Source organism: Streptomyces sp. NPDC046197 (genome assembly GCF_040646295.1).
In the GTDB taxonomy this organism is placed as follows: Bacteria; Actinomycetota; Actinomycetes; order Streptomycetales; family Streptomycetaceae; genus Streptomyces.
Window position 1 is genome coordinate 45,373 of record NZ_JBEYZY010000020.1, and the last position, 25,148, is coordinate 70,520.

The following is a 25,148-nucleotide window of genomic DNA, read 5'->3' on the forward strand; positions in this document are numbered from 1 at the left end:
CCGTACGCCGAGGCAACTATTCCGATGCTTTGGCGTACTAACGAATTCTTGACCGTTCCGTGACGATCTGAGCGGGGGGCGGGGGCGGGGGCGAACTCCGGGACTCGCACCCGGAAAAACCCCGGCCGGCGTGGTGCGGGACGCCGCCCCGCGGACCCTCGGCACGGGTGCCTCCGCTGTTTCGCCCCACCCCGTGGGTGATCCCACTCGGGGCCGTCTCCCGGTCCGCCGGGCGGCCGGTGGGAGGCTCGCGCTCCGCGGGCCGATCTGCCGCTTCCTCCGCACCGCCCTACGATCGGGCCCGGATCACGAGGCGTCCGGGCGAGGGCTTGGGGAGGGCAGGGCATGGACCGGGACATCCGCACCGTGGACGACGTACTCCGGCTGCTGGACGGCCTGTTCGCGCCGGACGCCGACCGGTGGACCGGTGGCGCGGCCGACTGGTGGGACGGGTTCTACGCCGACCGTGCCCGGCCGGTGCCGTTCTTCGTCGCCAAACCGGACGAGAGCCTCGTCGCCTGGCTGGACCGCGGCGCGCTCGGCGGGCGCCGGGCGCTCGACCTGGGGTGCGGGCCGGGCCGCAACGCGCTCCATCTCGCCGCCCGGGGGTACGAGGTGGACGCCGTCGACCTGTCCCCGGCGGCCGTCGCCTGGGCGCGGGAGCGGGCCGGCGAGGCCGGGGCAACGGTCCGCTTCCGCTGCGGGAACGCCTTCGCACTCGCGGAAACCGAGCTCACCGGGCCGTACGACCTGGTCTACGACTCCGGCTGCTTCCACCACCTGCCCCCGCACCGCCGCGTCAGTTACCTCGCCCTGCTGGACCGCGTCCTCGCCCCCGGCGGTCACCTGGCCCTCACCTGCTTCGCGGCCGGCGGCATGGGCTCCGAGCTGCCCGACGCCGAGCTGTACCGCACCGGCCGTCTGCACGGCGGGCTGGCCTACACGCCCGAGTCTCTCCGCCGGATCTTCGCGGACCTGACGGAGGTGGAGCTGCGGCGGATGCGCGACGAGCCCGGTGACTCGCCCTGCTTCGGTGAGAGCTTCCTGTGGACGGCGCTGTTCCGTCGCGAACCCGGCGGGTCGTAGCACCCGCCAGGGGACGGCACGGCTACAGCCAGCCCTGCTGTCGTGCCTCGCGCATCGCCTCCATGCGGTTGCGGGTGCCGGTCTTGCCGATCGCGGAGGAGAGGTAGTTGCGCACGGTGGACTCCGACAGGTGCAGCCTGGCGGCGATGTCCGCGACCGTGGCCCCGTCGGCCGAGGCGTTCAGCACATCGCACTCGCGGGCGGTGAGCGGGTTGGGCCCCGCGCTGAGCGCGGCCGTGGCGAGCGCCGGGTCGACCACGGTCTCGCCGGCGAGCACCCGGCGGACCGCGGCCGCCAGCTCCTCCACCGGTCCGTCCTTGACCAGGAAGCCCGCCGCGCCGGCCTCCATGGCCCGGCGCAGATAACCGGGGCGCCCGAACGTGGTCAGGATCAGCACCCGGCAGCCGGGCAGCTGCTCGCGCAACTCCGCGGCGGCGTCCAGGCCGCTTCGGCCCGGCAGTTCGATGTCCAGCAGGGCCACGTCGGGGCGGTGGGCCAGCGCGGCGCCCACGATCGCGTCGCCCGCCGAGACCTGCGCGACGACCTCCATGTCCTCCTCCATGCCGAGCAGCAGGGCGAGGGCGCCACGCATCATTCCCTGGTCCTCGGCGAGCAGGACGCGGATGGACTGGGCAGGCGGGTGGCCGCCGGGCATCTCGTTCACGGCGCAAGCCTATTGAAAGCGCCGTACGGGCGGGCTCCGAGCGTTCTGACGGTGCGCGGCGCCGGGCCGTCACGTCGGCCTGGGCGCCGCGGCGAGCGCCTGATCCGCCTGCCCCGTACCGTCCTCGCCGTCCACGGGCAGTTCGGCGGTGACCGTGAATCCACCGCGCGGCGAGGGGCCCGCCCGCAGCGAACCGCCCGCCGCCGCGAGGCGTTCGGTCAGACCCTTCAGACCGGTACCGCCGATGCCCTCCGGGGCCGGCCGGGAGGGCGTGCCGTCACCGTTGTCGACGATCCTCAGGCGGACCCGCTCGGGCGTGCCGTCGAGGACGATCTCGCAGCGGGTGGCGCCGCTGTGGCGCACGGCGTTGGTGACCGCCTCGCGCACCACCCAGCCCAGCAGCGCCTCGCTCCGGGAGGCCAGCGGAGGTCCCGACCGCTGGACGACGGGTTCGATGCCGGCGGCGGTCAGCGCCGAACCGGCCCGGTCCAGTTCCGTGCTGAGACTCCCCTCGCGGTAGCCGGTGACCGCCTCGCGCACCTCGGTCAGCGCCTGGCGGCCCACCGACTCGATGTCGGTGATCTGCGTCAGCGCCGCCGGCAGGTCCCGGGGCGCAAGGCGGCGGGCCGCCTCCGACTTCACCACGATCACCGACAGGGTGTGCCCGAGCAGGTCGTGCAGGTCACGGGAGAAGCGCAGGCGCTCCTCCTCCACCGCGCGGCGGGCCAGCTCCTCACGGGCGGCGCGCAGTTCCCGTACCGCCTCGGACAGGGAGAGGATCGCGGCCGTCACCATGGTGGAGATCCAGGTCGCGTAGGCGATGTTGAGCCCGTTCCAGCCGTCCCGGAAACAGGAGACCACGCCCGCGAGGACGGCCGTCGCGGTGCCGACGCCGCGCAGGGACGGCCCGCGCAGTGCGGCGCCCGTCGCCAGCCCCAGCAGCGGGAAGCACAGCAGCCAGCTGCCGCCGTAGCCCAGGGCCAGCCCGCAGGTCACCGCGGCCAGCAGGCCTAGGGCCACCCGCGTGGACGCCGCCGTGCGCCGCTTCTTGTCGAAGGCCCGGAACGCCACGTAGATGTACAGCGAGTTGAAGGCCAGCAGGCCCAGGCCGCCGATCCACGGGTTGGGCGTCCTGCCCTCGAAGATGTTCGAGAAGGCGCCCATGCCCATCAGCAGCCAGGGCAACAGGCTCAGGCCGTTGGCGGGCGGCCCCGGGTGCTCGGGAATCTCCCCGGCCTTCCGGGCCGCACAGTACTCGGCCTTCAGGCGTCCCTTGTTCTGCTGGTAGGAGCGCTGCTGCCGCCGCGCCAGGCGGACCGCCTCGCGCCCCTCACTCCACGCACGGCCGATCCTGTGCCTCAAGGCCATGTCCCCGCTCCCCCCGGTCACACCGTCTCCGCGCAGCGACGGTACGCCGGCACGGCGTACGAGCCGAAGGCCGCCGGCCAGGCCGTCAGGACCAGGACCGCGCCCACCGCCGGGGCGTGCCCCTCGGCGACCGGGACACCGAGCTGGGCGACGCGGCTGGTCGGGGTGTACGCGCTGAGGGCGCGCAGCCAGTGCGGGAAGAGGGCGACCGGGAACCACAGGCCGCCCAGGACGGCGAAGGTCCTGACGGCCCCCGTGAAGGACACGGCCGGCCGTGTCCCGTTCTCCTTCGTCATGGCCACGACGCTACGAACCGACCCCGTCCACCCGGCAGATGCGCTTGTACGGACTCGGGCAGGACAAATGTCACGGCCGACCGAGCACGACCGAGCTGACACAGCGTCAGGAGCCTTCACAACCGTGGTGCGCTGGGCTATACAGGGGGCGCCGGACTGGAACGCGTTCTAGGTCGGCCCGTGACGACCTCGGTGCGGCCGACGGTGCGGACGGCCCCACCGAGGTCTTGGACCCGCGAGGAGACCCATGCCCATCGACGCAGCCAAGGCCCTGGCGGCCGAGCCCCGTACCGGCGAGATCTCCTGGGGCCCCAAGGACGTCCAGCTCTACCACCTCGGCATCGGCGCGGGCATCCCCGCCACCGACCCCGACGAACTGCGCTACACCCTGGAGTCCCGGCTGCACGTCCTGCCGAGCTTCGCCACCGTCGCCGGCTCCGGTACGCCCGGCGTGATCAGCGGCCTGTCCATGCCCGGCGTGGAGGTCGACCTGGCCCGCGTGCTGCACGGCGGCCAGACGCTGACCCTGCACCGGCCCATCCCGGTGACGGGCACGGCGCGCGCCACCCACCGGATCGCCGCCGTCTACGACAAGGGGAAGGCGGCCATCCTCGTCCTGCGCACCGAGGTCGCCGACGCCGACGGCCCGCTGTGGACCAACGACTCCCAGATCTTCCTGCGGGGAGAAGGCGGCTGGGGCGGCGACCGCGGCCCCGCCGCCCGCCCGGACCCGCCCACCGGCCCACCGGAGCGGACCGTCGAGCGGCCGATCCGCGAGGACCAGGCACTGCTGTACCGCCTGAGCGGCGACTACAACCCGCTGCACGCCGACCCCGAGTTCGCCAAGCTCGCCGGGTTCGACCGGCCCATCCTGCACGGGCTGTGCAGCTACGGCATGACACTCAAGGCGGTCGTCGACACCCTGCTCGGCGCGGACGTCACCCGCGTGCGGTCCTACACCACGCGGTTCGCCGGGGTGGTGTACCCGGGGGAGACCCTGCGCATCCGCATGTGGCGGTCGCCGGGCTCGGTCCGGGTGGCCGTGAGCGCAATCGAGCGGGACGACGCACCGGTCCTCGCCGACACGACCGTCGAGCACTCCTGAGCCGCCGCATTTACGGAGCACCAGCACCCCTGAGCCACAGGCACTTCCCGAGCCACCAGCACTCTTGAGCCGCCAGCACTCTTGAGCCGCCCGGACTTCCAGAGCCCACCAGCACTCCTGAGCCACCAGTCCTCGAGGGGAGCCGCACCATGCGCGCAGCCGTACTGCACGAGATCGGCCAGGACAAGCTGGAGGTCCTCGACGACGTCGAGGCCACGGGCTTCGGCCCCGGCAAGGTGAGGATCCGGGTCCGGGCCACCGGGCTGTGCCACTCGGACCTGTCCGCGATGAACGGGGTGCTGCCGCAGCCGGCTCCGTTCGTGCCCGGGCACGAGGGCGCGGGCGAGATCCTGGAAGTCGGCGAAGGGGTCGGGCACGTGAAGGCCGGTGACCGGGTCGTCGTCTGCTGGCTGCCCGCCTGCGGGGCGTGTCCGGCCTGCAGGCGGGGGCAGACCGAGCTGTGCCTGGCCGGGTTCATGAACGCGGGCACCCCCAACTTCGGGCGGCCCAACGGTGATGTGTTCGGTTTCGCCGGCACCGGCACCTTCGCCGAGGAGGTCGTCGTCGACGCGGGATGCGCGGTGCCGATCCCGGACGACGTGCCCTTCGACATCGCGGCCCTCATCGGCTGCGGAGTGACCACGGGCCTCGGGGCCGCGCTCAACACCGCCGACCTGCAGGCCGGTTCGTCGGTCGCCGTCATCGGCTGCGGCGGCGTCGGCATCTCCGCCATCCAGGGCGCCCGGCTGCGGGGCGCCGCCGAGATCGTCGCCGTGGACCCGGTGGCCTCGCGCCGCCAGGCCGCACTCCGGTTCGGTGCCACGCAGGCGGTGTCGCCGGACGAGCTGCCCGACGTCAGGCAGCGGGTCACCGGCGGGGAGGGCTTCGACCACGTCTTCGAGGTCGTCGGCAGGTCGGCCACCGCGCGCACCGCATACGAGAACACCCGGCGCGGCGGCACCCTGGTCGTCGTCGGCGCGGGCGCCATGGACGACTTCCTCCGGCTCAACATGTTCGAGCTGTTCTTCGACGAGAAACGGATCCTGCCGTCGATGTACGGCGGCGGGGACGTGGTGCGCTCCTACGAGCGGACGATCGCGCTGTGGCGGGCGGGCCGGGTCGACCTGGAGGGCCTGATCACGCACCGGGTGCCGCTGGCCGAGATCAACGAGGCACTCGACCGGATGCGCACCGGCACCGCCCTGCGCACCTGCATCGAGATCTGAACTCCGCCGTCCGGAAGGGACCTTGATGTCACTGCCACTTGAAGGGCTCTCCGCGGTCGTCACGGGCGCCGGGCGCGGACTCGGCCGGGCCGAGGCGCTGGAGCTCGCCCGGCTCGGCGCGGCCGTCGTCGTCAACGACTACGGGCAGCCCGGCCGCGACGGCTCCGGCGCGGCCTCGGCCGCACCCGCCGAGGAGGTGGCCGCCGAGATACGGGCGGCGGGCGGCCGGGCCCGCGCCCACACCGGGGACGTCGCCGACTTCCACCAGGCCGCGGAACTGGTCGAGTCGGCCATCGAGGACTTCGGCGGCCTGGACATCCTGGTCAACAACGCGGGCATCCTGCGCGACCGCATGGTCTTCTCCATGACCGAGGACGAGTGGGACTCGGTGATCCGGGTCCACCTCAAGGGCCACTTCAACACCACCCACTTCGCGGCCGCGTACTGGCGCGAGCGGTCGAAGGCGGCCGGGGGACCGGTGTACGGGCGGATCGTGAACACCTCCTCGGAGGCATTCCTGGCCGGATCGGCCGGTCAGCCCAACTACGCGGCCGCCAAGGGCGGGATCGTCGGGCTGACCACCTCGACCGCGCTCGCCCTGGCCAAGTACGGCGTGACGGCCAACGCGATCTGCCCACGTGCCCGCACCCGGATGACGCAGGACGTCTTCGCCGCACTCGCCCGGCCCGACGAGGGCCTCGACCCGCTCGCCCCCGAGCACGTGGCGCCGCTCGTCGGCTATCTGGCCTCGCCGGCCGCCGCCCGGATCAACGGGCAGCTGCTCGTCGTCCACGGCGGCATGGTCGCGGTCGTCGAACGGCCGCGGGTCGCGGCGAAGTTCGACAGCAAGCAGGACACCTTCACCCACGACGAACTCGACGCGCTGCTCACGCCGCACTACGCCGAGCGGCCCGAGGGTGAGACCTTCGCGGCGGTGGAGGTGCTGGGGCTGCGGCGCGCGTAGGGGGTCTCGTTCGGGTCAGCGCGGACCCCGCGGTGATCCGAACGACACCACCTGGCCGGCGCACGCAACGGCCCCCGTCCTTCGGGAAGGACGGGGGCCGTCGGCCGCTTGCTCCGTGCCGTCAGCGGGCCGCCCCGGTCTCCTCGACCGGTTTGCGGTGACGGCCGCTGGGAGTCTCCTCGCCGTCGTGCGAGGAGACCGGGCCGCGGTGCTTGCCGTGGCCCGCGTTCTCCGGAGCCATGGAAGTCCCCCCTGAACGGAACCCGTCGGAGCCCCTGGGGGAGGAAAGCGGCTGGGTCTTGTTGGCGTCACTCATCGGAAGAATCCACCCCGTCAACATCATCTTTCGTACAGCCGGGCGAGTCTAACCGCGACACCTCGGGCGAAATCCAGGCGGCCACGCCAACCGGCACGACTTCGTTACCTGCTTGCCGTACGCCCCGTCAGCGGGGCCTGCTGCAAGGGGACCGGACGGGGCGCGGAGGGTTTCGGAGGTTCCGGTTCCAGGGCGTCCCGCCGCACCCCCGCCGCGGGGTGCGGCATGTCCGCTGCCGGGGGCGGGGCCGGGGAAGCAGCCTCGGGAGCCGAGTTCGAGGCCGGGTGCGCCGGGTGCACGAACGTCCCGTGGGCGACTGTTCCGGGGCCGACCGTCCGGTAGGCGACCGCCCCGCGGCCCACCGTCCCGTAGGCGACCGTCCCCACCGTCCCGTAGGCGACCGTCCCGTGGGCGGTGGGGACGGTCGCCTCGGCCGCCGCCTCCTGCGCCGTCGTCGCGGGCGTCGGCGGCGCCCAGCGCTCCACCCCGCACGGCACCGCGTCGCCGGCGTAGGGCAGGTGGAGCTCCCCGTCCGGCGTCCACAGCCCGGCCCCGGCCAACCACCCCTCCGGCGCCGGGAGATGGTGGACCTGGCGCTCGGAGGGGCGCCACACGCCGACCCAGCTGCCGAACGCGCCGTCGCAGCGCAGCGCCACCGCGCAGTGCTCCGGCGTCAGCACCTGCCCCGGCTGGATCGCGAACGGCGTCATCGTGCAGCCCGGCAGCCGCAGGCACTCCGGGAAGCGCACCGGCAGGGTGCTGCCCAGCACCCCCCAGCCCAGCCGTTGCCGGCCGGGCGAGGGCGCGTCCGAGCTGATCAGCAGGAGCCCGCTGTCGGGGTCGGCGAGCAGCAGCCGGTCGTCGCTGTGGGCCGCGATCTGCAGCAGCGGCGACACCTCGCCGCCGTGGGCCAGGTCCACCACGACCGCCTTGGTCCGCCCCCCGGCCGCCCGGTCCAGGGCCAGCATGCGTCCCGTCCGGTCCAGCCAGACCCCGCCCGAGCAGCGGCCCGGCACCTCGGCCAGGGGCTCGGGCCCGAAGGCGCCGCCCGCCACCAGCCACACCGCCGTCGAGCGCGGGCCCACGGCGAGCGCGTACGCCCGCTCGCCTCCCGGTGCCGGGGGCAGCAGCCGCAGCCGGGTGCCGTCGGCGGGGCACTCGACCGCGCCGAGCGGCAGTTCCCCGGTGCGCGGACCGGTCGGGTACAGCAGCGAGAAGGTGTGCCGTCCGGCCACCAGCCGCCGGATGAGGACCCGGCCGTCGCCCATCGGCTGCACCTCCGTACCGGGCTCCTCCGGCTGGTTGCCGGGCAGCGGCACCGCGTACGGCTCGGGGCCGTCCAGCGTCCAGCGCTCGGGGTACCAGCAGTCCCCGCTGCGCGCCAGAAGGGCGGCGTAGCAGCCGTCCACCGTGATCGCGCAGCCTGCCCGCCGCGTACCGCCGTGCTCGTTCTCCGCCGTGGGCGGTGGGGCCACCCCCTGCTCGAACGCAGCTGAGAGCTTGGGAGACGCACAGGCTGTCATCGTTCGGTCACCTCCGGTGACGGAGGCTAGTTTTCGCACGCGCAGACGGCGCAGCGGCGGGCGGCGGCTTCACACATAAGGGTGGAGGAGAAGCGATTCTCCTGAGGGGGTGGAGACCGATGTGCTGGACGCGGACGGCCGGGTCCGCGGCGGCGGTGCCGGTTCAGCCGCAGGGAACGGCCGGGTAGCCTTGCATCCGTGCCCCGTCTGTCTGAAGTCATCGCCGCGCTGGAGAACCTGTGGCCCGCCGAGCGGGCCGAGTCCTGGGACGCGGTCGGCACCGTCGTCGGCGAGCCCGGCCAGGAGGTCGGCAGGGTGCTGTTCGCCGTCGACCCGGTGCAGGAGGTCGTCGACGAGGCGGTGAAGCTGGGCGCCGACCTGCTGGTCACCCACCACCCGCTCTACCTGCGCGGTACGACGACGGTCGCGGCCTCCACCTTCAAGGGCCGCGTGGTGCACACCCTCATCAAGAACGACGTCGCGCTGCACGTGGCGCACACCAACGCGGACACCGCCGACCCGGGCGTCTCCGACGCGCTCGCGGGCGCGCTGGACCTTCGTGTCCTGCGGCCCCTCGTGCCGGACCCCGGCGACCCGGAAGGCCGGCGGGGTCTGGGCCGCGTCTGCGAGCTGGACCATCCGCTGACCGTCGGTGAACTGGCCGCCCGCGCCGCCGAGCGGCTGCCCGCCACCGCGCAGGGCATCCGTGTGGCCGGCGACCTGGAGGCGGTGGTCCGCACGGTCGCGGTGAGCGGCGGCTCCGGCGACAGCCTCTTCGACCACGCACGGGCCGCGGGCGTCGACGCCTTCCTCACCGCGGACCTGCGCCACCACCCCGCCTCGGAGTTCATGGCGGCAGGCGCCGACGGTCCCCCCGCGCTGCTCGACGCGGCGCACTGGGCCACCGAGTGGCCCTGGTGCGAGCTGGCCGCCGCCCAGCTCGACGAGATCTCCGACCGGCACGGATGGGGCCTTCGCGTCCATGTGTCGAAGACGGTCACCGACCCCTGGACCGCCCACGCGGCGTCCGCCTCCACCACCAGCACTAGCGCAACGGGAGCCCCCAACTGAACGCCGCGCCCGCCGACCAGATCCGACTCCTCGACGTCCAGGACCTCGACGTACGCCTGCAGCAGCTCGCGCACCGGCGGAGGTCCCTGCCCGAGCACGGCGAGATCGAGTCGCTGACCAAAGACCTCACGCAGCTGCGCGACCTCCTGGTCGCCGCGCAGACCGAGGAGAGCGACACCGCCCGCGAGCAGACCAAGGCCGAGCAGGACGTGGACCAGGTGCGCCAGCGCGCCGCCCGCGACCAGCAGCGCCTCGACTCCGGCGCGGTCACCTCGCCGAAGGACCTGTCGAACCTCCAGCACGAGATCGCGTCCCTGGCCAAGCGGCAGGGCGATCTGGAGGACGTGGTGCTGGAGGTCATGGAGCGCCGTGAGTCCGCGCAGGAGCGGGTCGCTGAGCTGACCGAGCGCGTCGCCTCGGTCCAGGCGAAGATCGACGACGCGTCCGCGCGCCGGGACGCGGTCTGCGAGGAGATCGACGGCGAGGTGGCCTCGGTGACCAAGGAGCGCGAGGTCATCGCCGGTTCCGTCCCCGCCGACCTGCTCAAGCTCTACGACAAGCTGCGCGAGCAGCAGGGCGGCATCGGCGCGGCCAAGCTGTACCAGCGCACCTGCCAGGGCTGCCGCCAGGAGCTCGCCATCACCGAGCTGAGCGAGATCCGTGCGGCCGCGCCCGACACCGTCGTGCGCTGCGAGAACTGCCGCCGCATCCTGGTGCGCACCGCCGAGTCCGGCCTGTAAGGACGGCAGGGCGTGCGGGAGTTCATCGTCGAGGCCGACGGCGGGTCGCGGGGCAACCCGGGGCCCGCGGGCTACGGGGCGGTCGTGATCGACGCGGCGACGGGGGAGACCCTGGCCGAGGCCGCGGGCCACCTCGGGGTGACCACCAACAACGTCGCCGAGTACCGGGGCCTGCTGGCCGGCCTGCGCGCCGCGCACGAACTCGACCCGACGGCCACGGTTCACGTGCGGATGGACTCCAAGCTCGTCGTCGAGCAGATGTCGGGCCGCTGGAAGATCAAGCACCCGGACCTGAAGCCGCTGGCGGCACAGGCGGCCCGGGTCTTCCCGCCCGACCGGTCGACGTACGAGTGGATCCCGCGCGAGCGCAACAGGCACGCCGACCGCTTGGCGAACGAGGCGATGGACGCGGGCGGCAGAGGCGAGCAGTGGTCGCCGTCGACCTCGACGGCCCAGCTGCGCGCGGGATCGCGTTCCCACCCGGCTGCCCCACCCGCCGAGGTTCCTTCCGCCCGCGGCGCGGCGGCGGAGCGTCCGGACGCCCCGTCCGGGGCGGGTACGGCGGAGCCTTCCGGCGACGGGGCCACGGACGCGGACGTCCGGGCCGCCCGCACCGTGGCCGCCCCCGGCTGGGCTCCCGCGGACCTCGGCGCCCCCGCCACTTTCGTACTGCTGCGGCACGGTGAGACTCCGCTGACCCCGCAGAAGCGGTTCTCCGGCAGCGGCGGCACCGATCCCTCCCTCTCCGACGTCGGCAGGGAGCAGGCCGAGCGGGTCGCGGCGGCCCTCGCCCGGCGCGGCACCATCCAGGCCGTGGTCTCCTCCCCCCTCGCGCGCGCCCGCGAGACCGCGGGCATCGTCGCCGCCCGCCTCGGTCTGGACGTGGCCGTCGACGAAGGGCTCCGCGAGACGGACTTCGGCGCCTGGGAGGGCCTCACCTTCGCCGAGGTCCAGGAGCGCCACCCGGACGACCTGAACGCCTGGCTGGCCTCCCCGGACGCCGAACCGTCCGGCGGCGGCGAGAGCTTCGTGGCGACCGCCGCCCGGATCGCCGCCACCCGAGACAAGCTGGTCGCGGCGTACCAGGGCCGCACGGTGCTGCTCGTCACGCACGTCACCCCGATCAAGACGTTCGTCCAACTCGCCCTCGGCGCCCCGCCGCAGTCCCTGTTCCGCATGGAGCTGTCGGCGGCCTCGCTGTCGGCGGTGGCGTACTACGCGGACGGCAACGCGAGCGTCCGCCTGCTCAACGACACCTGTCACCTGCGCTGACCGGCGGCGCAGCTCGGCCGGTGTGACGTCGACCGCCGTGGCGAACGACGTCAGCGTGGTCAGCAGCCGCAACTCGCCCTCGGCGCACCGCAGCCGCAGCTGCACCGTGAACGCGAGGCAGACCTCGTCCACGCCCGCCCGGCCCGGCGAGCCCGGACACGCCGAGGACATGTCCGTCCACGCAGTCCACACGATCCCGGGAGGCCCGCATGCGTCCCCCTGCGCGCGGACCACGTCGCCGACTGCCTCGAGAACCCCCAATGGGCCACCGTCGTACGGGAGATGACGGGCGGAGCCGGTGCGGACCTGGTCCTACCGCCCCTACGAGAGCGGCGCCGCCTCCGGCAAGGTCGTCATCCGGATCGCCTGAACCCCGCCCCTGGCACACCGGACCGCCCGAGCCCCGCCGCCTCGCGCGCCAGTGCCTCGACCCGCTGCCAGTCCCCGGCGGCGACCGCGTCCGCGGGCACCATCCACGTTCCGCCCACGCAGCCGACGTTGGGCAGTGCAAGGTACTCCGGCGCGTTGCCCGGGCCGATGCCTCCCGTCGGGCAGAAGCGGGCCCGGGGGAGCGGGCCGGCCAGCGACCTCAGGTAGGCGGTTCCGCCCGCCGCCTCGGCCGGGAAGAACTTCATCTCCCGTACCCCTCGCTCCAGCAGCGCCACGACCTCCGAGGTGGTCGACACCCCGGGCAGAAAGGGCACCCCGGACGCCCGCATCGCCTCCACCAGACCGTCCGTCCAGCCGGGACTGACCAGGAACCGCGCCCCGGCGGCCACGCACCGCGTCACCTGCTCCGGCGTGAGGACCGTGCCCGCGCCGACCACCGCGCCGGGCACCGCACCGGCAATCGCCCGGATCGCCCCGAGGGCGGCGGGCGTCCGCAGCGTCACCTCGATCGCGGGCAGCCCACCGGCCACCAGCGCCCGGGCCAGCGGTACGGCGTCGGCGGCGTCCTCCACGACCACCACCGGCAGGACGGGCGCGAGGTCCAGAACCGATGCGGTCCGGGCGGGCGAGGAGGACGGCGGCGAGGTCATGGCCTCATCGTGCCCGCGGGGTGCAGTGCACGCAAAGAGCGTTGCACACCATGCAACGCTCTGCCGGTGGGTGTTCGTGGGCCCCCGCCCGCGTCCCTCAGTGGATCTCCGTCACCACCACGTCCAGCGTCCACGCCCTCCCCACCCTCGCGGGCGGCTCCGCCTCCACCACGTACCCGAGGTCCCGCAGCGTCTCGACCAGGGCCGCCGGGTCCCTGGGAGCAGCCCCGGAGGTCAGCAGGCCGCGCACGATCCGGCCCTTCGTCGCCTTGTTGAAGTGGCTGACCACGGACCGCTTCTCCACGCCGTCCACGACCCGGGAGTGCAGCACCCGAACGGTCGCCGTCCGCCCCGCCACGTCGCCCTTCGGCTTCCATGCGGCCGCGTACGCGGAGGACCGCAGGTCCAGCACCAGCCCCTCGCCGGCCGCCTCCGGCAGCACCGAGGCCATCGGAGTACGCCAGAACGCGCCCAGCGCGCCGAGTCCCGGCAGCTTCACACCCATCGAGCACCGGTACGAGGGGATCCTGTCGGTCACCCGGACCGCGCCCCACAACCCCGAGAACACCAGCAGCGAACGCGCGGCGCGCCTCTTGGCGGCCGCGTCGAGGGACGCCAGGTCGAGGGCGTCGTAGAGCACACCCGTGTAGATCTCCCCGGCGGGCCGCGCGCCCGCCGTGCGCAGCCCGGCGTTCTTCGCGACCTCGCCCCGCAGCCCCTCGCTCAGCCCGAGCACCTCGCGCGCCTTGTCCTCGTCGCCCGTGCACAGCTCGACCAGCTCGTCCACCACGGCCTCGCGGGCGGCGGCGAGTCCCGGCAGCGACAGCGCCCCGGGCTTCAACGGGGCGCCACGGCCGGAGGGCGCCTTGCCTTCGGACGGGGGCAGCAGGACCAGCACGGTTGTCTCTCCTTCGGTAGCGCTCCGCGACAGCGTACGGCGTGCCACCCGACCACCCCCGACCTACGCTCGCTGTATGCCCCGCCGCCACATCCGCGTGACCGGCGCCCCCGAAGCACCCCTGCGGGCCGCGCTCGCCGGTCTGCGCAGCGCGCTCGGCGTGCCCGGCGACTTCCCCCCGGAGATCCTGGCCGAGGCCGAACGGGCGGCACGGGACCCCGCCCTCCCCCTCCACGACGCCACCGACGTGCCGTTCTTCACCCTCGGCCCGGACCGGGCGACACACCTGTCCCGGCAGGGCACCGGCTACCGCGTCCGGTACGCCGTCGCCGACGTCGCCGCCTTCGTCGCACCGTCCGGCGCGCTGGACGCCGAGACGCACCGGCGGGTGACCACCCTCTACTTCCCCGACGGCACGGTCCCGCTGCACCCGGCCGTCATCGGCGAGGGCGCCGCGAGCCTGCTGCCCGGGCAGACCCGACCGGCCGTCCTGTGGACCATCGACCTGGATGCCGACGGCCGCACCCTCGCCGTCGACGTGCACCGCGCCCTGGTGCGCAGCCGGGCCGCTCTCGACCACGCCGGCGTCCAGAAGGAGATCGACGACAAGACCGCGGACGAGCCGGTCGCCCTGCTGAAGGACATCGGGCGGCTGCGGGAGCGGCTGGAGAGCGAGCGGGGCGGCATCTCGCTGAACGTCCCCGAGCAGGAAGTGGTCGAGACCCCGGTGAAGCCGGCCCACGGGCAGGGGGCCCACACCTACCGACTCCACTACCGCGCCCCGCTGCCCGTCGAGGGCTGGAACGCCCAGATCTCGCTGCTCACCGGCATGACGGCGGCCGAGCTGATGCTGGCCCACGGAACCGGGGTGCTGCGCACCCTGCCGGCCGCCCCGGACGGCGCCGTCGGCCGGCTGCGGCGCAGCGCGCACGCCCTGCACATCGACTGGCCGCACCACGTCTCCTACGCCGCGCTCGTCCGCTCCCTCGACCCGCGGCGGCCGCGGGACGCCGCCTTCCTCCAGGAGTGCACCACGCTGCTGCGCGGCGCCGGCTACACCGTCTTCCGGGACGGAAAGCTCCCGGAGATCACCACGCACTCCGCCGTCGCCGCGCCCTACGCCCACTGCACCGCCCCGCTGCGCAGGCTCGCCGACCGGTACGCCACCGAGCTGTGCCTGGCGGCCGCCGCGGGCCAGGACCCGCCCGACTGGGTGCTCGCCGCCCTCGACGCGCTGCCGCGGGAGATGGCCGACGGCGCCCGGCGCGCCGGGACCGTGGAAGGCCGCGGCCTCGACGTCGTGGCGGCCGCGCTGCTCCGGGACCGGGTCGGCGAGCTCTTCGACGGCTGCGTGATCGAGGTGGAGGAGCACCGGCCCGCCGTAGGCACCGTCCACGTGGAGTCTCCGGCCGTCGTCGCCCCCGTCGAGGGCGGCAGCGCCCCGCTGCCGCTGGGGGAGCGGCTGCGGGTACGGCTCACCCAGGCCGATCCGGCAGCGGCGAAGGTGCGGTTCGCGCCCGCGTGAGTGCCCGTACCAGGCGGTCGGAGTCGTCGGCGTGGAGACGGACCACCCGCACCTCCCGGCGCCTGCCGAGGAGGGTGACATGGGTGACGGGGGCGCGCAGTTCGAGGGTGACGGAGGTCTGCGAGCCGACGGGGACGTCGAGTTCGCCGTCGGTCCCCTCGTGCGTCGTGCCCAGCTCGCGGCGCACGGAGGCGATCTCCCGCAGCGGCAGGCGCAGATCGACGTGGACGCCGTGACGCACCCGCAGGGTGTCCGCGTCCAGCACGTGCGGCCGGACGACCGAGGCCGCGTGCAGGGCGACCACGAAGAGGACCGTGTACACATCCAGGAACAGAACCACCGCATGCAGGGTCGGCATGTGGCGCAGCAACACGGACATGGTCAGCGTCTCGACCACGCACACGAAGGCGAACCCGGCCATGACCGGGCCCTGCCCGCGGGCGTACCCGAAGGCCTGTCCGCCGCCCGTCCCGTGCGTGCGCCGCGCGGCCCACAGCGCCAGGCTGGTGAACAGCCGCATCTCGTGCCGTATCAGAGCGGCCGTCGCCCTCATTCCCGTCCCTCCGCCAGGATCCGCAGGGCCCGCCGGATCGCCTCGGCCTGGGCGGGGGCGAAGTCGGCGTAGAGGGCGTGCAGGAAGGCCTGCCGGCCGTCGGCGGCAGCGTCCGGCCGGCCGTCGACGGCAGCGTCCGGCGGAAACAGGTCGCCGGGGATGCAGTCGGCGAGCGCGCGGGCCGCCTCCTGCACCAGCGGGGCGTCGGTGTCCGCGTCGGCGAGCGCGTCGAGCAGCGCATACGCCTCCCGGGCCCGTGCCGCGGCACCCGGCGAGGCGAACGCGGTGGCGAATGAGGCCAGCAGCCGCTCCCGGTCCTCCGGGGCCGCCGTCGTCTCCAGCAGCGCCAGCATCTCGCGGTCCTTGGCGGCCATGGGGGAGTCGGACAGGTGGGCGGTCCCGGCGAACAGGGCGGCCAGCTCGGGGGAGACCGGTCCCTCGGCGGGCAGCTCGCCGACCTCGAGCAGCGCGCGGAGCCGAACCCGGCGGTCCCGGATCGCGGCCTCCTGGCGGGCCAGGTCCGCGTCCAGCTCCTCCAGCACCTCGGCGAGGTCCCGGCCCGCCGCCAAGCCGTCCGCCCCGCTCGAACAGGGAGGACTCCCGCCGTCGGCGAGCACGTCCCGCACCTCCGCCAGCCCCAGCCCCAGCTCGGTCAGCCGCCGGATCCGGGCGAGGGTGACGGCGTGGCGCAGCGTGTAGTGCCGGTAGCCGTTGGCCCGCCGCTCGGGTTCCGGGAGCAGGCCCAGGTGGTGGTAGTGCCGAACGGTCCGCGTGGTGACGCCGACGACCGCGGCGAGTTCTCCGATCCGCATGCACCAAGTACAGACGTTGACGCTGCGGCAGGGTCAAGCGAGCGGTCGGCGCTGCGGTGCGTCCCTGACGGCGGCCGTGATCGTGTGCCACGATCGAGGGAACGGTTCCCGATTCCCCGCACAGGTGATCTTGCGATGGCCCAGTCTGGCGAGCGACCGAAGGAGGGGCGTGACATGACTGCCGTGGCTCATGAGCCCACCACGCCGGCTGAGGGACTGCTGGAGATCTTCCTGTCCCTCGACACCCCGGAGGGCTTCCGGGCCGAGCTGATCGAGGGGGAGATCGTCGTGACACCGCCGCCGGACGGGGACCACGAGGACTGCATCGGCCTGATCGTCAGCCAGGTGATCAGGGGTTCCCGGACCGACATGCAGTTCTCCGGAAACAAGGGCCTGAAGCTGAAGAGCGGCGGCGGCTGCCCGAAGAACCACGTGATTCCGGACGGCACCTTCGCCCCCGGGGAACTGCGACTCTACCGCGGCGCCGACCCCTGGATGCCCTGCGACGGCGTCGCCATGGTCCTCGAAGTGACGTCGACGAAGCCGAAGACCGACCGTGAGGCCAAGCGCCGCTGCTACGCCCGCGGGAGCATTCCCCTCTACCTGCTGGTCGACCGTGACGACGCCTCGGTCACCCTGTTCAGCGATCCGGAGCACGACGACTACCGCGAGCTGTGCACCCGTCCCTTCGGTAAGCCCCTCGCCCTCCCCGAGCCCTTCGCCTTCGAGCTGGAGACCGCGGACTTTCTGTGAGGCCGCCGAGGTTGCATCCGTCGAGGAGGGGTGCAACGTGGGTGAGCAGGCGTCGTGGACCAGGGCACGCCTCGGGCGCTCCGGGCCCCGGCTCGACCTGCTGACCGCGCGCTTCGACAAGCACGCCTACGCCCCGCACGCGCACGAGGCGGGCCCGACCCGGGCCACCGTCATCACGTACGTCAATCCGGCGGTCGCGGTGGCGGCGGGCGCCGTGTTCCCGGGCGAGCGGCTGACACCCGGTGTCCTGTCCGCCTTCGGGCTGATCCTGGCGGGCTCGGTGCCGGCGACGGCAGCCGGACCCAGGCGGGTCGCACGCCCGGTACCATGGTCGACACGGCAGACGAGCCGGGCGGACGGCCGCGTGGAGTGCCCTTAGCGGGGCGCTCCCCGAGGAACGTCCGGGCTCCACAGGGCAAGGTGGTGGCTAACGGCCACCCGGGGTGACCCGCGGGACAGTGCCACAGAAAGCAAACCGCCGGGGACCGTATCCGTACGGCCCCCGGTAAGGGTGAAACGGTGGTGTAAGAGACCACCAGTGCCCAGGGTGACCTGGGCAGCTAGGTAAACCCCACCCGGAGCAAGGTCAAAAGGGGCCGCCTCTTCGCAAGAAGGAGCGACCCTGCGCGGACGTTCGAGGGCTGCCCGCCCGAGTCCGCGGGTAGACCGCACGAGACCGGCGGCAACGCCGGCCCTAGATGGATGGCCGTCGCCCCGGCTCCCGCGAGGGGACCGGGGAACAGAACCCGGCGTACAGCCCGACTCGTCTGCCCTTACGGCCCTGACCTGGGCTTTACCCGGTCAGGGCCGTTTTTGTCGGCAGCAGCGCCAGAAGTGGTCCGCAGAGCAGGGCATGCTCCCCGGGAAGACGGCGGCGGACCCGACGGCATCGTGGTCCAGAGCGAGGGGATCGCAGCCCCCGGGTAGCCACAGCCCTGGCTCGGGACGGAACACGAGCCGATGGTTGGACAAGCGACGAAGGCGCCCGGGAGACGGTCCGCCGACTGGCGGCGGACGGGTTCGCCGTGGTGGTCGGCTACGCGGACAAGCGGGGGCAGGCCGAGGCCGCGGTCAAGGAGGTCACCGCCGCGGGCGGCCGGGCGATCGCGGACCTGGTGCTGGGGTCGCACGCCCTGTGCCTGATCACGGCAGCCCGGCAGGCGGTCGACGAAGACATCCGCACCTGGGAAAACTGTCGCGCACCGCGGACTTTCCCGACGGCGCACAACTCAGCAGCGACTGACACCTCCTGAGCCGCCGCAACGGCTGCCCGACATCGCGGCAAGCGCACCTGCGGCACCTTCCACCAGGCGTCGCGGGCCGGTGACGGGAAGGGCCGGCGGGCAGCGGGGAACTCGCGGGCCGCTGCACAGCCCCGGGAAACCTCCGTCCCTCACACCTGGGCCAGCCCGCCGTCGACAAAGAGCTCCACGCCGGTGACGAAACTGGATGCCTCGCTGGACAGGAAGACCGCCGCCCTGCCCATCTCCCGAGGATCGGCGACCCGCCCCGTCGGGTTCTGCCTGCCGAGCTTGTCGATCGCAGCGTCGACTTGGCCGGGGCCGGCGGCCTGTTCCGAGGCGCGACGCAGCGACTCGGTGTCCACCGCGCCCGGGCTGAGGACGTTGATCCGAATACCGGAGCCCTTGACGTCCTGGATCCAAGCGCGGATGAAGGCACGCACCGCCGCTTTCGTTCCGCCGTAGATGCTCATCGCGGCCGGGGGTCGGACAGAAGCAGTCGAGCCGATGACGACGACCGTGGCGCCGGGCCTGAGCAGCGGGATGGCCGGCTGGACGGTGAACAGGACGCCCTTGGCGTTGACGTTGAACATCCGGTCGAACTGGACCTCGGTGATCGAGCCCAAGGGGGCGTGGTCGCCGATGCCGGCGTTCGCGACGACCGCGTCGAGCCGGCCATGGAGGGAGATCACCTCGGCGTACATCGCCTCCATGTCGGCGAGCTTGGTGACGTCGGCGACGATGCCCGAGCAGTTTTTCCCGCTCTTCTCGACCGCGGCATCGATCTGGTTCTGCTCAAGGTCCGCGATCACTACGTGGGCGCCGTTGCCGACGAACTCCTCGGCGATGCCGAAGCCCACTCCGGAGGCCGCACCGGTGATGACGGCAACCTTGCCTTCAAGCGAGCCGCTCATATTGATCCCTCGTTCCATAGGTCGTCTTTCGCACCAGGTCCTGCGGAGATGCGCGTGCCATCCCGATCGAGTGCATGGCTCACCGGGCGGCCATGCGGTGAAGGCCGGCTCCCAAAGGGAGCGACCTCACGCTCGACTAAACGGAGGATCCTCCACTTATGGTCACGACTGTAACTGGAGGCCCCTCCACTTGCAAGCGGTCGAAGTGGCCGCGTTGTCGCCATCCAGGGAGCCCGGGGTGAGAGAAGGTGCTCGTCCTGGCGGCACGAGGGCTGCGCAATCGGGGCACCGGCACGCGGCTGTCGATTCCGGCCGAATGGTCGGACACCGGCTGGCGCGCCTCTGTGACAGGGCCGGTCATCGGGCTGGGGCCGATCTGGCGATGACCGCCTTCGCGCGGGGGGTTGCTCCCCTGATCCGAGCCGGCCTGGCGTGGCCGAGGCCCACTGTCTCCGTGGCGGCGGCCGGGTAAGGGCTACGCATCGTCATGGCGCTTTCCGCCACCCGGCGAGCGAGCCGGCATTCCCGAGAATGAGCGAGGGAGCGTAGGAGGTCGGGGTGCTGTGCAGCGTATGCCCTAAAGTGGAACTGGAGGGGCCGCCGGTTCGTGCCCGGCCGCAACCGGACCATCCTCTGTTGTGCGGGAGGAGACGACAGGAGGCCGCCGATGACCAGGGAGGCAGGGCGCCCGCTGAGGGCCGACGCCCAGCGGAACCGGGACAAGATCCTGTCCGTGGCGGTGCGTATGTTCGCCGACGAGGGCCTGAACGTACATTTTGAGCGCATCGCCAAGGAGGCCGGAGTCGGCACCGGCACCCTGTACCGGAACTTCCCGACCCGGGAGGTCCTCATCGAGGCGGCCTACCGCAACGAACTGGCCAAGCTGTGCGACGCCGCCCCCGAACTTCTGGCCACCATGCCGCCGTACGAGGCCCTGCGGGCGTGGATGGACCGTTTCATCGACTACGCGTCCGCCAAGCTCGGTATGGCGGACGCCTTGCGGGCTCTGGTGGAGTCGGGCGTCAACCCGTACGCCCAAAGCCACGAGATGATGCTGGCCGCTTTGGCCTCCCTGTTGGAGGCCGGTGTTCGAGCCGGTGTCATCCGCTCGGACATCAGCGCGGCGGACATGTTCGCCGCCCTCACCGGCATCGCTCTCACCTCGGGGAAACCCGAAGAGCGTGAGCAAGCCGAACGCCTCCTCGACCTCACTATGGACGGGCTCAGCATCCACCACCGCTGAACGACCGCTGAACAGGCTGTGACAGTCGGCAGGTCCTCCTGGACGCCGCCGGAGCGCTGCTTGAGCACACGAGTCCGGACGACCTGACGGTGGAGGCGATCGCCAAGGGCGCCGGGCCCCGGCGTACGGCCCGGCTCGTCTGCCGCTCACCGGGTCAGTCCGAGGGTGCCGTCCGGTTCGGTGGTGACGGTCAGTTCCCCGCTGATTCGCTGGAGGGTCTCCCTCAGCCAGTCCCGGTCCTCCTCGGCCGCGGGTTCCAGGCGCATCCGCCGGGCCCGCAGTACCCGCATCCGCAGGTCCGTCAGCCTGCCCGTGCCCGCCTCCACCGAGGCGAGGTAGGCCACGCGCAGGTCGTCGCGGTACTGCTCGTAGCCGGAGATGCCCTCGTAGTCGTCGACGAAGTCGCCGCAGCCGTACAGGATCAGCCGGTCGCGGTACACCTCGACGGGGCGGGGGTGGTGCGAGGAATGCCCGTGGACGACGTCGACGCCGCCGTCCACCAGGGTGTGGGCGAAGCGGACCTGCTGCTGCGGGACGTGGTACCCCCAGTTGGACCCCCAGTGCACGGAGACGACCACGATGTCGCCCGGACGCCTCACCCGGCGTACCCGCTCGACGGTCGCGGCGGCCACTTCGGTGGTCGGTCCGCAGACGTGGGCGACACCGGCGAGGTCCGCCGTCGCCGCCCAGCTCGGTGGTATGCCGCTGGACGCGGCCCCCAGGGCGAACACCAGCACGCGGGAGCCGCCCGCCGTGGGGCACACGGCCGGCGCGTACGCCGCCCCGGCGTCCCGGCCCGCGCCCGCCACTCGCAGGCCCACCGCCTTCAGGGAGTCGAGCGTCTCCAGGAGCCCGGCACGGCCGAAGTCCAGCACGTGGTTGTTGGCCAGTACGCAGATGTCGGGACGGGCCGCGGTGAGAGCCGGCAGGTTGGCCGGATTCATCCGGTAGTGGACCGCCTTGCCGGGCGCGAACGCGTCACTGCGCGTCACGGAGGTCTCGAGATTCACGATCCGCACGTCCGGGGCGGCCTCGGCGAGCATGCTGAGGGCCTCGCCCCACGGCCACGAGGCGGGGACCGGGGCGGGGATCGGTCCGTTCGCCGCCTGGGCGAGCTCGACGTAGGCCCGCGCGTCCCGAATCCAGTCCTCGCGCAGGGCCGGATCTCCGGGGTGCGCCAGGATCTGGTCGACGCCACGACCGAGCATCACGTCGCCGCACAGGAACAGCGTGGCCACGCCGCCACCCATGCCTCCACGTTAGTTCCGGCAGCAGTTCCCGGCAGCGCCGTCAGTTCCCGGCAGCGCTGTCCGCCCCGCCGGCAGCGCCGTGCGCCCCGCCGGTAGCGCCGTCCGTCCCAAGGGAGCGCTGGGTGACCCGGTTCAGGTGGTGGGTGAAGACCTCGCGGGCGTCCGGCGTCAGGGTGCGCAGGGCCACCAGGGCCGTGATCACCACGTCGCACAGCTCCGCCTGGACGTCCTCCCAGGTGTGGGTGGTGCCCTTGCGCGGATTCTGGCCGGTCGCGCCGATCACCGCCTGGGCGACCTCGCCGACCTCCTCGGACAGCTTCACTATGCGCAGCAGCATCTCCTCCCGGCCGACGTGCGACCGGTTCGCGCCGAGCCAGGTCCACAGGTGGTCCACGGACGCCCAGAGGTCCGCTGCGGCCGGGGCCGGGGCCGGCGACGGGGCCGGGACCGGGGCCGATGCTCCTGCCCGCGCCGCGGGTTCGTGCTGCTCACTCATGCACCGCAGCCTGCCACGGGGCGGCTACTCCTCGAACAGGGCGTCCTCCTCCTCGAACAGGGCCTCCTGCTCGCCCTCCCGCTGCATACGCAGCTGCTGGTTGCGCGCGCCCACCACCAGGGCCGTGACCGCACCCACCGCCGCGAACGCCGCCGGGACCATCCAGCCGCGGTTGACCGCGTGTCCGAGGGCGTGGTCGACGGAGAGGCGGCCGGGACCCGTGATCGCCAGACCTGCCGCCGTCAGGCCCAGGGAGGCCGCGTACTCGTAGCCGCCGTCCTGCGCGAAGAAGCCGTTGGGCATGTGTACTGCGGCGGCCCCCGCCATGGCACCGGCCGCGGCCGCCCCGGCCGCCGGGGTCGCCAGGCCCAGCGCGAGCAGCACACCGCCACCCGCCTCCGCCAGGCCCGCCGCCATCGCGCCGGCCTTGCCGGGCCGGTAGCCGACGGACTCCATGAATTGGCCGGTCCCCTCGATCCCGCCGCCGCCGAACCAGCCGAACAGCTTCTGTGCGCCGTGCGCGGCCAGCACGCCGCCGGTGCCCAGTCGGAGCAGCAGCAGGCCGAGATCACGTCGGTCGTAACAGGTCACGTCGACTCCCCAGGCAGACAGCAGGAACACGGCTCCTTCGTGTTTCCACCGTCGCACCGGAAACACCCGAAGGGCCCGTCCGGGGCGCCGTTCGGGTGGCGGGGCGCGAACCCGGGTGTGACGCTGCCGACATGACCATTTCGCCCGCCAAGCTCAGCGACCCGGCCGTCCGCGCCTTCGTCACCGCTGTCAACGCCCACGACCGCGAGGGATTCATGCAGCTCCTCGCGCCGGGCGCGACCATGGCGGACGACGGCTCCGACCGCGACCTCGCCGAGTGGATCGAGCAGGAGATCTTCTCCACGCACGGCCACATGGAGGTCGACAGGGAGTCCGACGGCGGCCGCGCCCTCGTCGCCCGCTACCGCAACGACACCTGGGGCGAGATGCGTACCCGGTGGAGCTTCACCGTCGCGGACGACGGCCGGATCTCCCGCTTCGAGACCGGGCAGGCGTAGCCGGACCGCTCACCGCCGGCCCGCTCACCGCCGTACCGCAGCAGTGCAGCTCACCGTCGGGCAGCCGACCGAGGGCAGCGGCCGAGGGCAGCCGACCGAGGGCCGGCGGACACCCGGGAGGTGAGCGGCTGGGGCCCGTGAGCCGTCGGCGCAGGTCCGGGCGCCGGTCGACCCCGGCTTTGGTGATCCTTTGATCGTGCTTTGCAGACCCGCCGTTCGCGGCAGCGGGCTCACTTTGTACGGTCCCGGAGTGCGCGATTCCTCTCGGCCCCCCCGGTTGTCCCGCCGCTCGGTGCTCTCCCTCACCGCGGCCGCCCCGCTGGCCGCAGCGGTCCCGTGGGCCACGGCCGTCCCGGCCGCGGCCGCCACCACCACGATCGGCGGTGAGCGGCTGGCCCGCGACGGGGTGCAGGCACGCGGTGCCATCGGCCTGCCCAGGAAGCTCACCGCCCGGTCCTGGCTGGTCGCCGACTGGGAGACGGGGGAGGTGCTCGCCTCCTTCCGCGCGCACCAGCGGCTGGCTCCCGCGTCCACGCTGAAGATGCTGTTCGCGGACACCGTGCTGCACCGGTTCGACCGTACCGAGCGGCACACCGTCACCGATGCCGACCTCGCCGCGATTCCCGCGGGCTCCAGTCTGGTCGGCATCAGGCCCGGGATCACCTACACCGTGGCCCAGCTGTGGCAGGGCGTCTTCCTGCGCTCGGGCAACGACGCGGTGCACGTGCTCGCCCACATGAACGGCGGCGTCGAGAAGACGGTCGCCGACATGCAGGCCAAGGCCGAGGACCTGCAGGCCCTGGACACGCACGTGGTCAGCCCCGACGGCTTCGACCACCCCGGCCAGCTGTCCTCGGCGTACGACCTGACCCTGTTCGCCCGGCACGGGCTGAAGAACGCCGACTTCCGGGGCTACTGCGGCACCAGGACCGCCGACTTCCCGGCGGGCGGGAAGAAGACCTTCCAGATCCAGAACACGGACCGGCTGCTGACCGGCGCGTGGGGCCTGCGGACGTACCAGGGTCTGATCGGGGTCAAGAACGGTTACACCAGCGACGCCGGGAACACCTTCACGGGCGCCGCGGTCCGCGGCGGCCGCACCCTGCTGGCCACCGTGATGCACCCCTCGGCCGGCAGCAACGCCGTCTACGAGGAGACCGCCGCCCTCCTCGACTGGGCCTTCGCGCGGGGAAGTTCGGCGCAGGCGGTGGGCACCCTGGTCGAGCCGCTGAGCGAGGGCGGCGCGAGGGCGGGCGCCACGCCCGCGCGCAAGACCGCCCAGGCCGCCGCCGGGGCGCCGGGGGCGGCCGCGCACGGCCCGTCGACATGGCGGCTGCTGGAGGGGGCGACGGGAACGGTCGCGCTGCTCGCGGGCGGTGTGTTCGCGCTGCGCCGCCGATGGGCGGCCGCGGCGGAGGCCGGAGGCCGGCACCGTCGCTGACGGGCCGGCACCTCGGCGGACGGGCGACCGCAGGACGGCAGTGGCGGCAGCCGTTCCACGCACCGTCGCGTACCCCGCGGTCCCACGCGGGGCCCACCCCCAGCCGGTGCCGTGGAACGGCTGCCGCACCCCCCTTGGTGTGGCCGACGGAAGCTCACTCCTCCAACTGTGAAGCTCTGATGGAGGAGATGATGAGCATAAGTCAGCTACCGGCTCAAATCGTGCGGAGGTTCACATTCCACTTGTGTGGATTCCCGTCCTGTGCGGGCCGGTCACCCGTCCTGTGCGGGCCCGGCCACCCC

24 protein-coding genes, 1 other RNA gene and 5 pseudogenes are annotated in these 25,148 nt (G+C 73.2%); 16 read left to right on the plus strand and 14 right to left on the minus strand.

Annotated features, from left to right (window positions below):
* Positions 1-345 precede the first annotated feature (345 nt).
* A complete protein-coding gene (locus tag AB0A61_RS26020) occupies positions 346-1,086 on the plus strand; it encodes a class I SAM-dependent methyltransferase (RefSeq protein ID WP_361296798.1) in 741 nt (246 codons plus the stop codon).
* Positions 1,087-1,108: 22 nt separating this feature from the next.
* On the opposite strand, the gene AB0A61_RS26025 is transcribed toward AB0A61_RS26020, so the two are convergent.
* From AB0A61_RS26025 to AB0A61_RS26035, 3 genes and pseudogenes are all read right to left on the minus strand, one after another.
* The gene (locus AB0A61_RS26025; RefSeq protein ID WP_361296801.1) at positions 1,109-1,750 is read right to left on the minus strand and encodes a response regulator transcription factor; all 642 of its coding nucleotides are present in this window, start codon (positions 1,748-1,750) and stop codon (positions 1,109-1,111) included.
* A gap of 69 nt (positions 1,751-1,819) precedes the next feature.
* Positions 1,820-3,118, minus strand: coding sequence for a sensor histidine kinase (locus AB0A61_RS26030; RefSeq protein WP_361296804.1), 1,299 nt, complete (start codon positions 3,116-3,118; stop codon positions 1,820-1,822).
* 17 nt (positions 3,119-3,135) lie between these two features.
* A pseudogene (locus AB0A61_RS26035) lies at positions 3,136-3,354 on the minus strand (ABC transporter permease); the annotation flags it as partial.
* Between the two features lie 307 nt (positions 3,355-3,661).
* On the opposite strand from AB0A61_RS26035, the gene AB0A61_RS26040 reads away from it, so the two are divergent.
* The 3 genes from AB0A61_RS26040 to AB0A61_RS26050 all read left to right on the plus strand — a co-directional run bounded on the left by AB0A61_RS26040 (position 3,662) and on the right by AB0A61_RS26050 (position 6,709).
* On the plus strand, positions 3,662-4,519 hold the full coding sequence (locus AB0A61_RS26040; protein WP_361296807.1) for a MaoC/PaaZ C-terminal domain-containing protein: 858 nt from the start codon (positions 3,662-3,664) through the stop codon (positions 4,517-4,519).
* Positions 4,520-4,668: 149 nt separating this feature from the next.
* Positions 4,669-5,745, plus strand: a complete 1,077-nt coding sequence (locus AB0A61_RS26045) for a Zn-dependent alcohol dehydrogenase (RefSeq protein WP_361296810.1) — start codon at positions 4,669-4,671, stop codon at positions 5,743-5,745.
* A gap of 25 nt (positions 5,746-5,770) precedes the next feature.
* Positions 5,771-6,709: a 3-oxoacyl-ACP reductase gene (locus AB0A61_RS26050; RefSeq protein WP_361296813.1), complete on the plus strand. Its 939-nt coding sequence runs from the start codon at positions 5,771-5,773 to the stop codon at positions 6,707-6,709.
* Between the two features lie 121 nt (positions 6,710-6,830).
* Here the strand turns inward: AB0A61_RS26050 and AB0A61_RS26055 are convergent, their stop codons facing one another.
* Both AB0A61_RS26055 and AB0A61_RS26060 read right to left on the minus strand, forming a co-directional pair.
* On the minus strand, positions 6,831-7,025 hold the full coding sequence (locus AB0A61_RS26055) for a hypothetical protein (protein WP_361296816.1): 195 nt from the start codon (positions 7,023-7,025) through the stop codon (positions 6,831-6,833).
* 104 nt (positions 7,026-7,129) lie between these two features.
* Positions 7,130-8,548, minus strand: coding sequence for a hypothetical protein (locus AB0A61_RS26060; RefSeq protein ID WP_361296819.1), 1,419 nt, complete (start codon positions 8,546-8,548; stop codon positions 7,130-7,132).
* Between the two features lie 198 nt (positions 8,549-8,746).
* Here AB0A61_RS26060 and AB0A61_RS26065 point away from each other — a divergent pair, with 198 nt between their 5' ends.
* The 3 genes from AB0A61_RS26065 to AB0A61_RS26075 are packed head-to-tail and all read left to right on the plus strand — an operon-like array spanning position 8,747 to position 11,631.
* Positions 8,747-9,619 (plus strand): Nif3-like dinuclear metal center hexameric protein, encoded by an 873-nt coding sequence (locus AB0A61_RS26065; RefSeq protein WP_361296822.1) that lies wholly within the window; start codon positions 8,747-8,749, stop codon positions 9,617-9,619.
* Entirely contained in the window at positions 9,616-10,359 is a 744-nt protein-coding gene (locus AB0A61_RS26070; protein WP_361297063.1) for a C4-type zinc ribbon domain-containing protein, read from the plus strand. The genes AB0A61_RS26065 and AB0A61_RS26070 overlap by 4 nt, the downstream gene beginning before the upstream one ends.
* Before the next feature lie 12 nt (positions 10,360-10,371).
* Complete coding sequence (locus AB0A61_RS26075) at positions 10,372-11,631, plus strand: bifunctional RNase H/acid phosphatase (protein WP_361296825.1); 1,260 nt, start codon at positions 10,372-10,374, stop codon at positions 11,629-11,631.
* A 9-nt stretch (positions 11,632-11,640) separates the two neighbouring features.
* On the opposite strand, the pseudogene AB0A61_RS26080 reads toward AB0A61_RS26075, so the two are convergent.
* The 3 genes and pseudogenes from AB0A61_RS26080 to yaaA form a co-directional block, all read right to left on the minus strand.
* Positions 11,641-11,748: pseudogene (locus AB0A61_RS26080) on the minus strand (transcriptional regulator); the annotation flags it as partial.
* A gap of 236 nt (positions 11,749-11,984) precedes the next feature.
* The gene (gene eda, locus AB0A61_RS26085; RefSeq protein ID WP_361296828.1) at positions 11,985-12,671 is read right to left on the minus strand and encodes a bifunctional 4-hydroxy-2-oxoglutarate aldolase/2-dehydro-3-deoxy-phosphogluconate aldolase; all 687 of its coding nucleotides are present in this window, start codon (positions 12,669-12,671) and stop codon (positions 11,985-11,987) included.
* Between the two features lie 97 nt (positions 12,672-12,768).
* Positions 12,769-13,569, minus strand: coding sequence for a peroxide stress protein YaaA (gene yaaA, locus AB0A61_RS26090; protein WP_361296831.1), 801 nt, complete (start codon positions 13,567-13,569; stop codon positions 12,769-12,771).
* 76 nt (positions 13,570-13,645) lie between these two features.
* Between yaaA and AB0A61_RS26095 the strand changes: the two genes are divergently transcribed.
* Positions 13,646-15,094, plus strand: coding sequence for an RNB domain-containing ribonuclease (locus AB0A61_RS26095; RefSeq protein ID WP_361296834.1), 1,449 nt, complete (start codon positions 13,646-13,648; stop codon positions 15,092-15,094).
* On the opposite strand, the gene AB0A61_RS26100 is transcribed toward AB0A61_RS26095, so the two are convergent.
* Both AB0A61_RS26100 and AB0A61_RS26105 read right to left on the minus strand, forming a co-directional pair.
* Complete coding sequence (locus AB0A61_RS26100) at positions 15,045-15,647, minus strand: hypothetical protein (RefSeq protein ID WP_361296837.1); 603 nt, start codon at positions 15,645-15,647, stop codon at positions 15,045-15,047. The two genes, AB0A61_RS26095 and AB0A61_RS26100, sit on opposite strands and share 50 nt — an antisense overlap.
* Positions 15,644-16,459 (minus strand): MerR family transcriptional regulator, encoded by an 816-nt coding sequence (locus AB0A61_RS26105; RefSeq protein ID WP_361296840.1) that lies wholly within the window; start codon positions 16,457-16,459, stop codon positions 15,644-15,646. Before AB0A61_RS26105 ends, AB0A61_RS26100 begins: the two co-directional genes overlap by 4 nt.
* 174 nt (positions 16,460-16,633) lie before the next feature.
* Between AB0A61_RS26105 and AB0A61_RS26110 the strand changes: the two genes are divergently transcribed.
* The 5 genes and pseudogenes from AB0A61_RS26110 to AB0A61_RS26130 all read left to right on the plus strand — a co-directional run.
* Positions 16,634-17,212: a Uma2 family endonuclease gene (locus AB0A61_RS26110; protein ID WP_361296843.1), complete on the plus strand. Its 579-nt coding sequence runs from the start codon at positions 16,634-16,636 to the stop codon at positions 17,210-17,212.
* 37 nt (positions 17,213-17,249) lie between these two features.
* Positions 17,250-17,360 (plus strand): annotated as a pseudogene (locus AB0A61_RS26115) (AraC family transcriptional regulator); the annotation flags it as partial.
* A gap of 196 nt (positions 17,361-17,556) precedes the next feature.
* An RNA gene (gene rnpB, locus AB0A61_RS26120) (RNase P RNA component class A) lies at positions 17,557-17,982 on the plus strand.
* A 165-nt stretch (positions 17,983-18,147) separates the two neighbouring features.
* Positions 18,148-18,318: pseudogene (locus tag AB0A61_RS26125) on the plus strand (3-ketoacyl-ACP reductase); the annotation flags it as partial.
* Positions 18,319-18,455 (plus strand): annotated as a pseudogene (locus AB0A61_RS26130) (short-chain dehydrogenase/reductase); the annotation flags it as partial.
* A gap of 150 nt (positions 18,456-18,605) precedes the next feature.
* Here AB0A61_RS26130 and AB0A61_RS26135 read toward each other — a convergent pair.
* A complete protein-coding gene (locus AB0A61_RS26135) occupies positions 18,606-19,367 on the minus strand; it encodes an SDR family oxidoreductase (protein WP_361296846.1) in 762 nt (253 codons plus the stop codon).
* A gap of 667 nt (positions 19,368-20,034) precedes the next feature.
* On the opposite strand from AB0A61_RS26135, the gene AB0A61_RS26140 reads away from it, so the two are divergent.
* Entirely contained in the window at positions 20,035-20,610 is a 576-nt protein-coding gene (locus tag AB0A61_RS26140) for a helix-turn-helix domain-containing protein (protein ID WP_361296849.1), read from the plus strand.
* Between the two features lie 146 nt (positions 20,611-20,756).
* Here the strand turns inward: AB0A61_RS26140 and AB0A61_RS26145 are convergent, their stop codons facing one another.
* The 3 genes from AB0A61_RS26145 to AB0A61_RS26155 are packed head-to-tail and all read right to left on the minus strand — an operon-like array spanning position 20,757 to position 22,947.
* Positions 20,757-21,860: a CapA family protein gene (locus AB0A61_RS26145; RefSeq protein ID WP_361296852.1), complete on the minus strand. Its 1,104-nt coding sequence runs from the start codon at positions 21,858-21,860 to the stop codon at positions 20,757-20,759.
* 40 nt (positions 21,861-21,900) lie between these two features.
* On the minus strand, positions 21,901-22,356 hold the full coding sequence (locus AB0A61_RS26150; RefSeq protein WP_361296855.1) for a MazG-like family protein: 456 nt from the start codon (positions 22,354-22,356) through the stop codon (positions 21,901-21,903).
* A 24-nt stretch (positions 22,357-22,380) separates the two neighbouring features.
* Positions 22,381-22,947: a DoxX family membrane protein gene (locus AB0A61_RS26155; RefSeq protein WP_361297066.1), complete on the minus strand. Its 567-nt coding sequence runs from the start codon at positions 22,945-22,947 to the stop codon at positions 22,381-22,383.
* Positions 22,948-23,078: 131 nt separating this feature from the next.
* On the opposite strand from AB0A61_RS26155, the gene AB0A61_RS26160 reads away from it, so the two are divergent.
* Together AB0A61_RS26160 and AB0A61_RS26165 are read left to right on the plus strand one after the other, a co-directional pair.
* Entirely contained in the window at positions 23,079-23,405 is a 327-nt protein-coding gene (locus AB0A61_RS26160; RefSeq protein ID WP_361296858.1) for a nuclear transport factor 2 family protein, read from the plus strand.
* Positions 23,406-23,655: 250 nt separating this feature from the next.
* Positions 23,656-24,846, plus strand: coding sequence for a D-alanyl-D-alanine carboxypeptidase (locus tag AB0A61_RS26165; protein WP_361296861.1), 1,191 nt, complete (start codon positions 23,656-23,658; stop codon positions 24,844-24,846).
* Positions 24,847-25,148 lie beyond the last annotated feature (302 nt).